The sequence below is a fragment of the Amnibacterium kyonggiense genome (genome assembly GCF_004364555.1).
GTDB lineage: Bacteria > Actinomycetota > Actinomycetes > Actinomycetales > Microbacteriaceae > Amnibacterium > Amnibacterium kyonggiense.
Map to the genome: position 1 here is coordinate 629,759 of NZ_SOAM01000002.1, position 13,487 is coordinate 643,245.

Sequence of the window (13,487 nt, forward strand, 5' to 3'; positions counted from 1 at the left end):
CACGGGCGCAGGCACGGCGTGTCGAGCCAGAACTGCGGATCCGCGAAGAGGTCTGGTCAGCTCACGCTGATGAGTTCGGCGTACTCCGGGGTCCAGAGGTCCTCGGTGCCGTCCGGCATGATCAGGACCCGCTCGGGGTTCAGCGCCTCCACCGCGCCCTCGTCGTGGCTGACGAGCACGACGGCGCCCGTGTAGTTCGCGAGCGCGCCGAGGATCTCCTCGCGGCTCGCCGGGTCGAGGTTGTTCGTCGGCTCGTCGAGCAGCAGCACGTTCGCCGCGGAGACGACGAGCATCGCGAGCGCGAGCCGCGTCTTCTCCCCGCCGGACAGCACGCCCGCCGGCTTGTCGCCGTCGTCGCCCGTGAACAGGAACGAACCGAGCACGCGGCGGGCTTCCGTCGCCGTGAGGTTCGGCGCGGCGGACACCATGTTCTCGAGCACGGAGCGCTTGACGTCGATCGTCTCGTGCTCCTGCGCGTAGTACCCGATGCGCAGGCCGTACCCCGGCTCGAGCTGGCCGGTGTCCGGCTGGTCGACGCCCGCGAGGATGCGCAGCAGGGTCGTCTTTCCGGCGCCGTTCAGGCCGAGGATGACGACCTTCGAGCCGCGGTCGATCGCGAGGTCGACGGCGGAGAAGATCTCGAGCGAGCCGTAGGACTTCGACAGGTCGGACGCCATGAGCGGCGTCTTGCCGGAGGGCGCCGGGTCCGGGAACCGCAGCTTCGCGACGCGCTCGACCTGACGGACCTCCTCGAGCCCCGACAGCAGCCGCTCGGCGCGGCGGACCATGTTCTGCGCCGCGACCGCCTTGGTCGCCTTCGCGCCCATCTTCGCGGCCTGCAGCTGCAGGGCGGACGCCTTCTTCTCGGCGTTCTGCCGCTCGCGCTTGCGGCGCTGCTCGTCGGTCTCCCGCTGCTTGAGGTACTGCCGCCAGCCCATGTTGTAGACGTCGAGCACCTGGCGGTTCGCGTCGAGGTAGAACACGCGGTTCACGACCTCGCCGACGAGGTCGACGTCGTGGCTGATGATGATCGCGCCGCCCTTGTAGGTCTTCAGGAACTCGCGCAGCCAGATGATCGAGTCCGCATCGAGGTGGTTCGTCGGCTCGTCGAGGATCAGCGTGTCCGCGTCGCTGAAGAGGATGCGGGCGAGCTCGATGCGGCGGCGCTGACCGCCGGAGAGCGTCTTCAGCGGCTGGTCGAGGATGCGGTCCGGCAGCGCGAGGTTCGACGAGATGGAGGCCGCCTCGGCCTCGGCCGCGTACCCGCCCTTCGCGGTGAACTCCTCCTCGAGCCGCGCGTAGCGGTTGATCGCCTTCTCGGCGACCTTCGGGTCGGCCGACCCCATGCGCTCCGTCGCCTCCGCCATCTGCAGCTGCAGCGTGCCGAGGCCGCGGGCGTCGAGGATGCGGGTACGGGCGAGCTGCTCGGGGTCGCCGGCACGCGGGTCCTGCGGCAGGTAGCCGATCTCGCCGGAACGCTCGACGCGGCCGTCGGCGGCCTGCGCCTCCCCCGCGAGCACCTTCGTCAGGGTCGTCTTGCCGGCACCGTTGCGCCCCACCAGACCGACCTTGTCCCCGTCGGAGACGCGGAACTCGACGTCCGCCATGAGCCGGCGGGCGCCCACGGTGATCTCGAGGCCGTGCACAGCGAGCATGCGGAACCTCCTTGACGAGATCGACGGCGAACGGGCCCTGCGGTTGTGCGTTCCGCACAGAAGCGCGCTTCGGGCAGCGTCCTAGTGTAGTTCGGGCCGGCAGGTCGCCGGTCGCCCCCAAGGAGCCGCCCGGTGTCGCTGTCCCTCGCCCCGTCCCGCCCCGTCCTCGCGGACCGCGTCCTGCCCGCCGCCCTGAGGCTCTCGAAGGGGCGCTCGCTCGCAACGGACGCCGCCCTGGTCGTCGGCGGCGCGGCGCTCACGGCCGCGCTCGCCCAGCTCTACATCCCGATGTGGCCGATCCCCATGACGGGCCAGACCTTCGCGGTGCTGCTCGTCGGCACGGTCCTCGGCTCGCTGCGGGGCTCGCTGTCGATGGCCCTGTACCTGGTGGCAGGCGTCCTCGGCGCGCCGGTCTTCGCCGAGCACACCTCGGGCAGCCTGTTCGCCCTGACCTCCGGCGGGTTCATCATCGGCTTCATCGCGGCGGCGGCGCTCGTCGGCTGGCTGGCGCAGCGCGAGTGGGACCGCCGGGTCGTGGGCACGGTCGTGTCCTTCGCCGCCGGGACCGTCGTCATGTACGCCTTCGGCCTGCCCTGGCTCGCGGTCTCGCTCGGCGACCTCGGCCCCGCCGTCTGGCACGACTTCCTCCACTTCGACTCGCTCGGCGCAGCGGTCTGGGGTGCCGGCGTCGCCCCGTTCCTCGTCGGCGACGTCGTGAAGGCCGTCGTCGCGGGCCTCCTGCTCCCCGCGGCCTGGAAGGGCGTCTCGCACCTCCGGAGCCGCTGAGCCCGGTCCAGCTGCCCCGAAGGGCCGCCTCCCGCTGCGGGGGCGGCCCTTCGACGTCACAGGACGGGGGCGAACGCCTCCTGCACCGGGTGGTGCGCCCCCATCCCGCGCCACGCCTCCGCGAGCAGCCCCACCGCCGCGGCGGTCGGCCCCGGGGCGCCGCCGATCGGGATCCGGAGGTTGCGCTCGAACGCGCCGTCGACGCCGAAGCGCGGCCCCGCGACGATCCGGACCCCGACGGCCGCGGCGGCCGGGACGAGCAGCGAGCTGCGCGGCTCCGGCAGCCCGGCCCAGATCGACAGCCCGCCTGCGGGCACGGGTGCGCGCCAGTCCGGCAGGTCCACCCCGAGGCGCTCGAGCACGGCGGCGCGGGTCGCTCGCAGCTGGACGGCCCGGTCGGCGAGCACCCGCCGCACGTCGGGCAGCAGCGCCGCGACGACGAGCTGGTCGAGCACGGGGGTGCCGAGGTCGCGCGCAGGCCGGGCGGCGGCGATCGCGGCCACCGTTCTCGGGTCGGCCCGGATCCACCCGATGCGGAGGCCGTGCCAGACGGTCTTGCCGACCGACCCGACCGTCACGACGTGCGCGCCCGTGCCGACCGCGAGCGCGGCGAACGGCGGGTGCGGCTCCCCCGGGTCGATCGCGAGCTCCGCGGTCGTCTCGTCGACGATGAGGACGGTGCCGGCGGCGGCCGCCGCGCGGAGGATCCGGCGCCGTTCCTCCTCGTCGAGCGTGGACCCCGTCGGATTGTGGAAGTCGGGCATGAGGTAGGCGAACTCGGGCCGGGTCCGCGCGAGGACCCGCTCCCACTCGTCCACGTCCGGCCGCGCGTCCGGCATCGCGAGCGGCACGATCCGGGCGCCCGCGGCCCGGCACGCGTCGAGCGCGTGCGGGTAGCTCGGGACGTCGACCACGAGCCGGTCGGCGCGCCGCAGCAGGGCGTGGAGGACGAGCCCGATGCCGTGCTGGGCGCCGCTCGTCACGAGGATCCGGTCGGGCCCGGTGGGCAGGCCGCGGTCCGTGTATCGCGCAGCCAGGCCCTCGCGCAGCTCGAGCAGGCCCTGGTAGTCGAGCCGCGCCGCGTCGAGCACCTCCGGCAGCCGGGCCGCGGCGGCGGCGACGTAGCCGGGCAGGGCCGGCCACGCCGGCGGGATGGCGTTCGAGAGGTCCGCCACCGCCGGGGCGCTGCCGCTCGAACCCCGAGGCGCGTCCGGCAGCGCCAGGGCACTCCCGGAGCCCTGCACGCTCACGAGCCGCCCCCGCTCGCGGAGCAGGCCGTAGGCGGCGGTGACCGTCGTGCGGCTCACGCCGAGCTCGGCGGCGAGCACGCGCTCGGCGGGCAGCCGTCGTCCGGCGGCGAGCCGGCCGTCCTCGAGGAGCACGCCGATGCGCTCCGCGAGCGCACGGGCGGAGGTGCCCTCGCCGCGCCAGCCGGTGAGCAGCCGGGCGAGCTGCGGTGCGGAGGGACCGGGCGCGGTGGGCATGAGAGCCACTTTCCTCCGATTGGCCCGCGTGCACGAGGGCCGATTCCGCTGAAGTGGCCCTCATGGTCCTCGATCCCACGCTCGCCGTGACCGCCGCCGTCGGCGCGGTCGTCCTCCTCGCCGGGGCGGTCCGTCGCGAGGCCGTCCGGGACGGTTTCGGGCTCCGCCCGGGTCCGCGCTCCCACGATGCGGCGGTGCCCGCGGCCCGGCCCCTCGCCCTCCCGCAGCCAGCGGCGCTCCTCCGCGGCGGCCAGCTGGTCGTCGGCCTGCTCCTCTACGGCGCCTCGCTCGCCCTGATGCTGCGCGCGCAGCTCGGCGTCGGCCCCTGGGACGTGCTCGCGCAGGGCGTCGCCCGGGTCACGGGCGTCCCCTTCGGCCTGGTGACGAACGGGATCGGGGCGCTCCTGCTGCTGCTCTGGGTCCCGCTGCGCCAGCGACCCGGGATCGGCACGCTGCTCAACGTGCTGCTCGTCGGCACGGCCGCGCAGGTGGTGCTGGACCTGATCGCGGTGCCGGAGGGGCTCCTCCCCCGCATCGCCCTGCTGGTCGGCGGGATGCTGCTGCTCGCGGTCGCGACAGCGGTCTACGTCGGAGCGGGCCTCGGTGCCGGTCCTCGCGACGGCCTCATGCTCGGCCTGCATCGGCGCTTCGGCTGGCCGGTCTGGCTCGCTCGTGCGGTGGTGGAGGGCTCGGCGCTCCTGCTCGGCTGGCTGCTCGGCGGGAACGTCGGCATCGGGACGATCGCGTTCGCCCTCGGGATCGGCCCGCTCTGCGGCGTCGCGATCCGCCTCCTCGCTCCGTCCCAGCTCCGCCGCCACTGAGCGCTCGGGATGATCTCGAGGACGACGAAGGACCGCCCCGCGAGGAGCGGAGCGGCCCTTCGAGAGGGATCCCGGGCGCAAAGCGCCCCGGCGCCTCATGGCGCCGAAGGCGTGCCGGAGCGAAGCGGAGGCACAGCGAGCGCGGCGGGGCCGGCGAAGCCGGTCGCGACGCGCTCGCTCCGAATCAAATCTGGAAGCCGATCGCGCGCATCATGTCCTTGCCGTCGTCGGTCATGCGCTCCGGGCCCCAGGGCGGCATCCACACCCAGTTGATCCGGAAGCGCTCGACGTGGCCGTCGAGGGCCTGCGCGGTCTCGTCCTCGATCACGTCGGTGAGCGGGCAGCCGGCCGAGGTGAGCGTCATGTTGATGACGAGGGCGTCGTTCTCGTCGTCCCAGTTCAGGTCGTAGATCAGGCCGAGGTCGACCACATTGACGCCGAGCTCGGGGTCGACGACGTCCTTCAGCGCCTCGGAGATCTCGTCGAAGCGCTCCGGCGCGAGCTCGACCGTCATCAGGCGGAGGCCGCCGCGGCGGCGACGTAGCGGTCGTAGCCCTCGTCCTCGAGACGGTCGGCCAGCTCGGGACCGCCCTCCTCGGCGACGCGGCCCGCGACGAAGACGTGCACGAAGTCCGGCTTGATGTAGCGGAGGATCCGCGTGTAGTGCGTGATGAGCAGGACGCCGAGGTCGGAGGAGCCCTTCGCCCGGTTCACGCCCTCCGAGACGATCTTCAGCGCGTCGACGTCGAGGCCGGAGTCGGTCTCGTCGAGCACCGCGAACTTCGGCTTCAGCAGCTCGAGCTGGAGGATCTCGTGGCGCTTCTTCTCGCCGCCGGAGAAGCCCTCGTTCACGTTGCGCTCGGCGAACGCGCTGTCCATGCGGAGGTTCTCCATGGACTGGCGGACGTCCTTCACCCAGCCGCGGATGGCGGGCGACTTGCCGTCGATCGCCGTCTTCGCGGTGCGGAGGAAGTTCGACACGGTGACGCCGGGGATCTCGACCGGGTACTGCATGGCGAGGAAGAGACCGGCGCGGGCGCGCTCGTCGACGCTCATCGCGAGGACGTCCTCGCCGTCGAGCGTGATCGAGCCCGAGTCGACGGTGTAGCGCGGGTGCCCGGCGATCGTGTAGGCGAGCGTCGACTTGCCGGAGCCGTTGGGGCCCATCACGGCGTGGGTCTCGCCGCTCGAGATGTCGAGGTCGACGCCGCGCAGGATCGGCTTCGTGCCCTGGTCGGTCTCGATGGAGACGTGGAGGTCGCGGATCGCGAGGGTGGACATGCGGATTCCTTCGTTACGCGGGCAGTTCGGATGCGGGGACCGGGGTCGGGTCGACGAGCACGTCGTCGCCCTCCACGGTCACCCGGAAGACGGGCACCGGCTGGTAGGCCGGCAGGGTGAGCGGCTTGCCGCTCGTGAGGGAGAACTTCGAGCCGTGCGCCCAGCACTCCAGCGTCGGTGTTCCACTTCCTGGCGTCTCGACGAACCCCTCCGCCAGGGAGATGTCGCCGTGGGTGCAGGTGTCGCCGATGGCGAAGACGTCGCCGTTCGCGTCCTTCACGACGGCCACGGGCGTGCCGCCGACGACGACCCGGAGCGCGGAGTCCTGCTCGAGCTCGGCGAAGGAGCAGACGCGCTCGGGGGCGCTCATCGGGCCTCTCCAGCGAGCTCGGCCTCGATCGCCTGCTGCAGGCGCTCCTCCAGCTCGGGGACGCCGATCTTCTGCACGATCGACGACAGGAAGCCGCGGACGACGAGGCGGCGGGCGACCTCCTCCGGGATGCCGCGAGCCTGGAGGTAGAACAGCTGCTCGTCGTCGAAGCGGCCGGTCGCGGAGGCGTGGCCGGCCCCGGCGATGTCGCCGGTCTCGATCTCGAGGTTCGGCACGGAGTCGGCGCGCGTGCCGTCCGTGAGCACGAGGTTGCGGTTCTGCTCGTACGAGTCGGTGCCGGTCGCGTCCGGGCCGATCAGCACGTCGCCGATCCAGACCGTGTGCGCGCCCTCGCCCTGCAGGGCCCCGCGGTACTCGACGCGGCCCTTCGTGTGGTCCGCCTTGTGGAAGAGGAAGACCTGGCTCTCGAGGTGCTGCGCCGCGTCGGCGAAGTAGACGCCGAGCAGGTCGCCGTCCGCGCCGGAGCCGGCGAGCGTGACGGAGGGGTTCACCCGCACGACGGCGCCGCCGAACGAGACGACGACGTGCTTCAGGTGCGCGTCGCGGCCGACCTGCGCGAAGTGGTTGGCGACGTGCTTCGCGTCGTCGTCCCAGTCCTGGACCGAGACGACGGTGATGTCCGCGCCGTCGCCGACGAGGATCTCGACGTTCTCGGCGAGGTGGGCGGTGCCGCGGTTGTCCAGCACCACGACCGCCTTCGCGAACGGCGCGGCGTCGACGATCGTATGGGCGGCGCGGGCGGCGCTCCCGAGCTCGGTGCGCACCACCGTCGCGGTGGAGGCCTCCTCGCCCGTCACGCGGACGACGAGCGCCTCCTGGAAGGACGACCACGCGTTCGCAGCGGCCCGGTCCTCCGGGATGCCGGCCGTACCGATGCGCTCGTCCTCGCGACCGACCCAGACGACCTGCGCGCCACCGGTCGCGGTCGTGTCGACAGGGTATCGGGAGCCGTCGAGCCCACCCTCGATCAGGGCCTTCAGCTCCCCGATCGGCGTGAGCTTCCACGTGGCCTCGCGACCCGTGACGGGCGGGAACGCCGCGACGTCGGTCGACGCGAAGCGCTCGTTCCGGGTCTGCACGGGGACGTCGCCGTGGCCGGTGGTGGCGTCGCCGATGATCGCCGGCCGCGTGCCGGTGCCGGTCACGACCGGGGTCGTGGTCCCCTGCGCCGGGTGCTCCGGATCCGTGGAGAGTGTCTGGACCTCCTCAGCCACCTAGCCGACGCTCCCTTCCATGCCCATCTCGATCAGCTTGTTCAGCTCGAGGGCGTACTCCATCGGCAGCTCGCGCGCGATGGGCTCGATGAAGCCGCGCACGATCATCGCCATCGCGTCGTCCTCCGGCATGCCGCGGCTCATCAGGTAGAAGAGCTGCTCCTCGGACACCTTCGAGACGGTCGCCTCGTGGCCGAGCTGCACGTCGTCGACGCGGATGTCGATCGCCGGGTAGGTGTCGGAGCGGCTGATCGTGTCCACGAGCAGCGCGTCGCAGCGGACGGTGTTGGCGGAGTGGTGCGCGTTCGGGTCGACGCGGACCTCGCCGCGGTAGCCGGCCCGGCCGCCGCCGCGCGCGATCGACTTCGAGACGATCGACGACTGCGTGTACGGCGCCATGTGGATCATCTTCGCGCCGGCGTCCTGGTGCTGCCCGGGCCCGGCGAACGCCACCGACAGGGTCTCGCCCTTGGCGTGCTCGCCGACCAGGTAGATCGACGGGTACTTCATCGTCACCTTGGAGCCGATGTTGCCGTCGATCCACTCCATCGTCGCGCCCTCGTGGGCGATGGCCCGCTTGGTGACGAGGTTGTAGACGTTGTTCGACCAGTTCTGGATGGTCGTGTACCGAACGCGGGCGTTCTTCTTCACGACGATCTCGACGACCGCGGAGTGCAGCGAGTCGCTCTTGTAGATCGGCGCCGTGCAGCCCTCGATGTAGTGCACGTACGAGCCCTCGTCGGCGATGATCAGCGTCCGCTCGAACTGGCCCATGTTCTCGGTGTTGATCCGGAAGTACGCCTGCAGCGGGATGTCGACGTGCACGCCCTTCGGGACGTAGACGAAAGAGCCGCCCGACCAGACGGCCGTGTTCAGCGCCGCGAACTTGTTGTCGCCCGCGGGGATGACGGTGCCGAAGTACTCCTCGAAGAACTCGGGGTGCTCCTTCAGGGCGGTGTCCGTGTCCATGAAGATCACCCCCTTCTCCTCCAGCTCCTCCTGGATCTGGTGGTAGACGACCTCCGACTCGTACTGCGCGGCGACGCCGCCGACGAGGCGCTGGCGCTCCGCCTCCGGGATCCCGAGCTTCTCGTAGGTGGTGCGGATGTCCTCGGGGAGGTCCTCCCACGTCTGCGCCTGGCGCTCGGTGGACTTCACGAAGTACTTGATGTTGTCGAAGTCGATGCCGGTCAGGTCGGCGCCCCACGTCGGCATCGGCTTGCGGCCGAACATGGAGAGGCCCTTGAGCCGGTTCTTCAGCATCCACTCCGGCTCGCTCTTGCGAGCGGAGATGTCCTCGACGACAGCTGCGGAGAGCCCTCGTTTCGCGGACGCTCCGGCCGTGTCGGAGTCGGCCCAGCCGAACTCGTACACGCCGAGCCCTTCGAGCTCCGGGCGGTCGATCAGCACGTCTGACATGACGGGTGCTCCTCTCCTTGCCGGTACCGAACCTGTCGGCGGTGTGCCGCATTCCGTCGCGCGCGGCGACCTCGTGGAGGTGGTGTGCGCGACACGGTCCGAGGCCGCTGCTCGCGGACCCCGGGCCGCGGTGCCGATGATCTGCCGGGTCCCGATGGGGCTCCGACCGGACGTCGATCCTACTGCCGTGCGGTCCTCGGACGGTGTGCCGGACGGAAGGGTGCGGGCGGGCTCAGCGACCGGGGGCGGCGACCGGCTCGCGCACCTCGGTTTCGTGCACCGGGACGACGCGGCCGAACAGCGCCGGGTGGGTGTCGAGGAGCACTCGGAGCACGCCGACCCAGACCAGTGCGGCCCCGAGGAGGTGCAGGACGACGAAGGCGCCCGGCAGCCCGGTGAGCGCCTGGACGATCCCGATGACGGCCTGCGCGGCGAGGACGGCGAGCAGCACGGCGACACGACGGGCGGCGAGCACCGCGCCCTCGCGCCGCAGCTGGACGAGCAGCACCGCCGCGAGCGCGATGACGACGAGCGCCGATGCGCCGTGCACGACGGTGACGGCCGTCCAGCTCACGCCGATCCGGTGGACCTCCGCGGAGTCCCCGGAGTGCGGGCCCGCGCCGGTCACGATCGTCCCGAGCACGACGAGCAGCGCCGCGACCCCCGTGAGCGCCCACGACGTCCGGCCGGCGGTGGCGCTGACCGGCTTCGCGGCGGCGGACTGCCGCGATCGGTGCCAGGCGAGGGTGGTGGTGGTCAGGAGGGCGATCGCGAGCACGAAGTGGAGCGCGACGACGTAGGGGTTCAGCTTGACCAGGACCGTGATGCCGCCCGCGACCGCGTTGATCACGACGAGCCAGAACTCGGACCAGGTGAGCCGCGCGAGGGTGCGCTGCCAGCGGCGCTGCAGCGCCGCGGCGATGATCGCCCAGCCGACCGCGACGATCAGCACGGACGTGAGCGCGCGGTTGCCGAACTCGATCACCCCGTGGACGCCGAGCGCCGGCGTCGTCGTGAGCGACCCCGCCTCGCACTGCGGCCAGGTCGGGCAGCCGAGGCCCGAGCCGGTGATCCGCACGACCCCGCCGGTGACGATGATGAGGATGCTGACGACGAGCGCGGCGGTGGTCCCCCACCGCAGGGCGCGGGGCCCGAGCGCGACGCGGTCCGCCAGCCACGCGAACGGGGTCCGCGGGCGGGGCCGGTCCGTGCCGGGGGCGCTCATCGGAACAGGAGAGCGTCGACGGCGATGCCGAGGAAGACGAGCGAGAGCGAGCCGATGGAGGCGTGGAAGACGCGCATCGGCGCGATCTCCTCGCCGGCGAGGGCCCGGGCGTAGAGGCGGTGCGTCTCGAGCACGAACCAGCCGCCCGCGCCGAGGGCGACGAGCGCGTAGACGGGCCCCATGCCGGCGACCGGGATCAGGAGGAGCGAGCACGCGAGCGTCGCCCACGCGTAGAGGACGGTCTGCAGCCCGACGCTCGCCGGACCGCGGACGGCGCCGAGCATCGGCACGCCGACGGACGAGTAGTCGTCCCGGTACCGCATGGACAGGGGCCAGTAGTGCGGCGGGGTCCACAGGAAGATCAGCGCGAACAGCACCCAGGCCGCCGGCGCGAGCGTGCCGGTGACCGCGGCCCAGCCGATCAGCACCGGGAAGCACCCGGCGATCCCGCCCCAGATGATGTTCTGGCTCGTCCGCCGCTTGAGCCACATCGTGTAGATGAAGACGTAGAAGCCGATCGCCGCGAGCGACAGCGCCGCGGCGAGCCACGTCGTCAGCAGCCCGAGGACGAGCGTCGACACGACGGTCAGCAGCAGCGCGAAGACCAGGGCCTGGCGGGGCGTCAGATCGCCCGTCACGAGCGGGCGGTGCCGCGTGCGGTGCATGACGCGGTCGATGTCGCGGTCGATCACCATGTTGAACGCGTTGGCGGCCCCGGCGGACAGCGTCCCGCCGACGAGCGTGGCCGCGACGACGAGCAGATCGGGCACGCCGCGGACGGCGAGGATCATCACCGGGATCGTCGTCACGAGCAGCAGCTCGACGACCCGCAGCTTCATCAGCGCGACGTAGCCGCGCACCTGCCTGCCGAATGGGACGCGGTCCCGACGGGAGGGCTGGGCCCGCCCGCTCTCCGCCCTGACCGTGGTGCTCACTGCTGAGGATTCTAGGTGAATCGGACGCCGCTCGAAGCGGGCGCCCATCGGGACGCGGGAGCATCGACCGGGCGTACGACGGGTGTTCTGCCTTCCGTAGACTGCCCTGCGGCCGTCGTACAGCCATCGCTTATGAACTCCACCGACGGAAGGATCGTCGTGACCGACCTCAAGACCCGCACCGGAACCGAGCTCGAGTGGACGGAGCTCGACCAGAAGGCGGTCGACACGACCCGCGCGCTCGCCGCCGACGCCGTGCAGAAGGCGGGGAACGGACACCCCGGCACCGCCATCAGCCTGGCCCCGCTCGCCTACCTGCTCTTCCAGAAGGTGATGCGGCGCGACCCGTCCGACTCCACCTGGCTCGGCCGGGACCGCTTCATCCTCTCGAACGGCCACTCGTCGCTCACGCAGTACCTCCAGTTCTTCCTCGGCGGCTACGGCCTCGAGATCGAGGACCTCGAGCAGCTGCGGCAGTACGGCTCGAAGACTCCGGGCCACCCGGAGTACGGCCACACCGACGGCATCGAGATCACGACCGGCCCGCTCGGGTCCGGCCTCGCCGCCTCGGTCGGCTTCGCCTACGCCTCCCGTTTCGAGCGCGGCCTCTTCGACCCGGACGCCGCGGCCGGCGACAGCCCCTTCGACCACTACATCTACTGCGTCGCCGGCGACGGCGACATCGAGGAGGGCGTGACCAACGAGGCGTCCTCCCTCGCCGGCACGCAGCAGCTCGGCAACCTGATCGTCTTCTACGACGACAACCAGATCTCCATCGAGGACGACACGAACATCGCCCTCTCGGAGGACGTCGCGAAGCGCTACGAGGCGCTCGGCTGGCATGTCCAGACGGTCGACTGGAAGAGCGGCGCGGACTACCACGAGGACGTCCCGGCGCTCTACGCCGCGATCCTCGAGGCGCAGCGCGTCACCGACAAGCCGTCGTTCATCGTTCTGAAGACGATCATCGGCTGGCCCTCCCCCACCCTCCGCAACACCGGCAAGATCCACGGCTCCGCCATGGGCGAGGCCGAGATCAAGGGCCTGAAGGAGGCGCTCGAGCTCGACCCCGAGAAGACTTTCTTCGTCGAGCCCGAGGTGCTCGCCCACACCCGTCGGGCCGTGGGCCGCGGCCAGGCGCAGCACGCCGAGTGGAACCAGGGCTTCGACGCCTGGGCCGAGGCGAACCCGGAGCGCAAGGCGCTCCTCGACCGCGTGCTCGCCGGCGACCTGCCCGAGGACGCCTTCGCGGACGTGCCGGAGTTCCCGGCCGGCAAGGCCGTGTCGACCCGCGTCGCGTCCGGCAAGGTCATCAACGGGCTCGCCAAGCGCTTCCCGGAGTTCTGGGGCGGCTCGGCCGACCTCGCCGAGTCGAACAACACGACCATCGAGGGCGTCGGCAGCTTCCTCCCGCCGGAGCGCGCGACCGCGATGTGGAAGGCGAACCCCTACGGGCGCGTGCTCCACTTCGGCATCCGCGAGCACGCGATGGGCAACATCCTGAACGGCATCGTGCTGCACGGGAACACCCGCGTGTTCGGTGCGACGTTCCTGATCTTCAGCGACTACATGCGCCCCGCCGTGCGGCTCGCCGCGCTGATGAAGGCGCCGACGATCTACGTCTGGACGCACGACTCGGTCGCCCTCGGCGGCGACGGCCCGACCCACCAGCCGGTGGAGACCCTGTGGGCGCTGCGCCTCATCCCGCAGCTCGACATCATCCGGCCCGCCGACGCGAACGAGACCGCCGCGGCGTGGAAGCAGATCATGTCGCGCCGCATGGGCCCCGCGGGTCTCGCGCTCAGCCGGCAGAACCTGCCGGTGTTCGAGCGCGGCGAGGGCGAGGCGTCCGGCGACGTCTTCGCGTCGACGGACGGCGTCGCGAAGGGCGCCTACGTGCTCGCCGCCGCGAAGAAGGACGTGCCGGACGTGATCCTCATCGCGACGGGCTCGGAGGTGCAGGTCGCCGTCGCCGCGCGCGAGGCGCTCGCCTCGGAGGGCATCGACGCGTCCGTCGTCTCCGCGCCGTGCCTCGAGTGGTTCGACGAGCAGAGCGCCGAGTACAAGGAGTCGGTGCTCCCCGCCGCCGTCAAGGCGCGGGTGTCCGTCGAGGCCGGCGCCACGCTCGGCTGGGCGAAGTACATCGGCGACCAGGGCCGGGCGGTCGGCATCGACCACTTCGGCGCGAGCGCCGACGGCGACTTCCTGCTGCAGGAGTTCGGCATCACCCACGAGCACGTGGTCGCCGCCGCCAAGGAATCACTGGGCCGCTGAGG

Annotated in this window: 12 protein-coding genes; 3 read left to right on the plus strand and 9 right to left on the minus strand. The window is 72.0% G+C overall.

Annotated elements, in window-relative coordinates; genetic code table 11:
* Positions 1-56 precede the first annotated feature (56 nt).
* The gene (gene abc-f, locus CLV52_RS11370; RefSeq protein WP_133766444.1) at positions 57-1,655 is read right to left on the minus strand and encodes a ribosomal protection-like ABC-F family protein; all 1,599 of its coding nucleotides are present in this window, start codon (positions 1,653-1,655) and stop codon (positions 57-59) included.
* Positions 1,656-1,787: 132 nt separating this feature from the next.
* Between abc-f and CLV52_RS11375 the strand changes: the two genes are divergently transcribed.
* A complete protein-coding gene (locus CLV52_RS11375; RefSeq protein ID WP_133766445.1) occupies positions 1,788-2,441 on the plus strand; it encodes a biotin transporter BioY in 654 nt (217 codons plus the stop codon).
* 56 nt (positions 2,442-2,497) lie between these two features.
* On the opposite strand, the gene yczR is transcribed toward CLV52_RS11375, so the two are convergent.
* Positions 2,498-3,925 (minus strand): MocR-like transcription factor YczR, encoded by a 1,428-nt coding sequence (yczR, locus tag CLV52_RS11380; RefSeq protein WP_133766446.1) that lies wholly within the window; start codon positions 3,923-3,925, stop codon positions 2,498-2,500.
* Between the two features lie 62 nt (positions 3,926-3,987).
* On the opposite strand from yczR, the gene yczE reads away from it, so the two are divergent.
* On the plus strand, positions 3,988-4,746 hold the full coding sequence (gene yczE / locus CLV52_RS11385) for a membrane protein YczE (RefSeq protein ID WP_246018090.1): 759 nt from the start codon (positions 3,988-3,990) through the stop codon (positions 4,744-4,746).
* A 184-nt stretch (positions 4,747-4,930) separates the two neighbouring features.
* Here the strand turns inward: yczE and CLV52_RS11390 are convergent, their stop codons facing one another.
* From CLV52_RS11390 to CLV52_RS11420, 7 genes are all read right to left on the minus strand, one after another.
* Positions 4,931-5,260 (minus strand): metal-sulfur cluster assembly factor, encoded by a 330-nt coding sequence (locus CLV52_RS11390; protein WP_133766447.1) that lies wholly within the window; start codon positions 5,258-5,260, stop codon positions 4,931-4,933.
* Positions 5,260-6,027 (minus strand): Fe-S cluster assembly ATPase SufC, encoded by a 768-nt coding sequence (sufC, locus tag CLV52_RS11395; RefSeq protein WP_133766448.1) that lies wholly within the window; start codon positions 6,025-6,027, stop codon positions 5,260-5,262. Before sufC ends, CLV52_RS11390 begins: the two co-directional genes overlap by 1 nt.
* A 13-nt stretch (positions 6,028-6,040) precedes the next feature.
* Positions 6,041-6,397: a non-heme iron oxygenase ferredoxin subunit gene (locus tag CLV52_RS11400; protein ID WP_133766449.1), complete on the minus strand. Its 357-nt coding sequence runs from the start codon at positions 6,395-6,397 to the stop codon at positions 6,041-6,043.
* Complete coding sequence (gene sufD / locus CLV52_RS11405) at positions 6,394-7,632, minus strand: Fe-S cluster assembly protein SufD (protein ID WP_425455683.1); 1,239 nt, start codon at positions 7,630-7,632, stop codon at positions 6,394-6,396. Before sufD ends, CLV52_RS11400 begins: the two co-directional genes overlap by 4 nt.
* Positions 7,633-9,051, minus strand: a complete 1,419-nt coding sequence (gene sufB / locus CLV52_RS11410) for a Fe-S cluster assembly protein SufB (RefSeq protein ID WP_133766450.1) — start codon at positions 9,049-9,051, stop codon at positions 7,633-7,635.
* A gap of 232 nt (positions 9,052-9,283) precedes the next feature.
* Positions 9,284-10,276 carry a COX15/CtaA family protein gene (locus CLV52_RS11415; RefSeq protein ID WP_133766451.1) on the minus strand — a complete coding sequence of 331 codons (993 nt, stop codon included), beginning with the start codon at positions 10,274-10,276 and terminating at the stop codon, positions 9,284-9,286.
* Entirely contained in the window at positions 10,273-11,211 is a 939-nt protein-coding gene (locus CLV52_RS11420) for a heme o synthase (protein WP_281276071.1), read from the minus strand. Before CLV52_RS11420 ends, CLV52_RS11415 begins: the two co-directional genes overlap by 4 nt.
* A gap of 132 nt (positions 11,212-11,343) precedes the next feature.
* On the opposite strand from CLV52_RS11420, the gene tkt reads away from it, so the two are divergent.
* Positions 11,344-13,485, plus strand: a complete 2,142-nt coding sequence (tkt, locus tag CLV52_RS11425) for a transketolase (protein WP_133766453.1) — start codon at positions 11,344-11,346, stop codon at positions 13,483-13,485.
* Positions 13,486-13,487: the final 2 nt, after the last annotated feature.